Here is a 530-nt window from a genome sequence, read left to right on the forward strand (position 1 = left end):
ATGCCGGAGTCTTGCTGATAGGCCACGGGTTTGAGTTTCGGGAACACCGTCTGGTCATCGCCGAAGATCAGTTTGTGTGCGGTGGCGCTGTGCTGGAAGTGGTAGTGAATGCCTTCTTCCTCGCACAGGCGCTGGATGAAGTGCAGGTCCGACTCGTCGTACTGCACGCAATAAATGCGCTCGGGGTAGATCGAGTGGGTCTGGAATTCGTAGGCGTTGCTCTGGATGCCGTGCTCTTCGAGGACCATGCCGATGATTTTCGGCACGCTGAGGTTCTGGAAGATGCGCTGGTTGATCCGATGCGCGAGGTACGCCAGTTGCGGGCGCAGGGTCACGGAATAACGGGTCAGGCGTTTGCCCGAGTCGCCTTGCGCGGCGCGGTAGATCTGGCCGTGGATGCCGCTGCCGTCGGGCGACAGTTGCAGGAAGGCCGGTTTGTGCAGGAGGGTTTCGAGGTCCAGCGACGGCTGCTCACTGACCAGTTCCACCTCGAAGACAAAAGGCTGGCTGATGGCTTCCCGGCCTTGCAG

1 protein-coding gene is annotated in these 530 nt (G+C 60.4%); it reads right to left on the reverse strand.

Features of this window, described 5'->3' with window-relative positions:
* Positions 1 to 530: type VI secretion system tip protein TssI/VgrG (tssI, locus tag AC3WMT_RS30880; protein WP_492578083.1), on the reverse strand; the 530-nt coding region annotated here is incomplete at both ends.

It is taken from the genome of Pseudomonas sp. FW305-7 (genome assembly GCF_058786735.1).